Below are 476 nucleotides of genomic sequence, written 5' to 3'. Positions count from 1 at the left end.
GTCATAAAGACACATTAGCTTCGTCATGCTGATTGGTACCCGCTTGCTGGCGGACGTGATGGGCACGTTCGCCGAGGGCTGTACCGAGAGGAGCGCTGCATGCGCCACGGCATCACCGCCGACCAGTCGAAGGGGATGACCCGGGAAGAGCCTTTGACTCTTCCGGCTGCCGTTGACCTGGACACAAGTAACCGGGCTCTGGGAATCGGGCGGAGCAAGGGCTACGAGCTGGCCAAGCGGGGCCAGTACCCGTGCAAGGTCCTGCGCCTCGGCAAGGCGTACCGCGTCGTGACTGCGGACCTGCTGCAGCTGCTCGGGCTGGCGGCTTGAGGGCGGGTCAGGCTAGCAAACGGTTCTGCGTCGAGCTGACACAAGATCGCTGGACTGTTGCCGGGCCTGGACGTACTGTCCGTGTTCCCCCGAGGGGCGAGGCGGGTGTTCCCCGAAGGAACAACCCGGTTGTCCCCTCAGGGGAC

1 protein-coding gene is annotated in these 476 nt (G+C 64.7%); it reads left to right on the top strand.

Annotated features, from left to right (window positions below; genetic code table 11):
- The first annotated feature begins 99 nt into the window (after positions 1-99).
- Positions 100-330: a hypothetical protein gene (locus tag RM844_RS32345; protein WP_311633994.1), complete on the top strand. Its 231-nt coding sequence runs from the start codon at positions 100-102 to the stop codon at positions 328-330.
- Positions 331-476: the final 146 nt, after the last annotated feature.

The sequence above is a fragment of the Streptomyces chisholmiae genome, assembly GCF_031845445.1.
GTDB lineage: Bacteria > Actinomycetota > Actinomycetes > Streptomycetales > Streptomycetaceae > Streptomyces > Streptomyces chisholmiae.
The sequence above is the reverse complement of the archived record's forward strand: the minus strand, read 5'-3'. Positions and strand labels throughout refer to the sequence as shown.

Bases quoted from the DNA above. Each gene is read 5' to 3' on its own strand.
- RM844_RS32345 (WP_311633994.1), top strand. From the start codon at position 100: ATGCGCCACGGCATCACCGCCGACCAGTCGAAGGGGATGACCCGGGAA.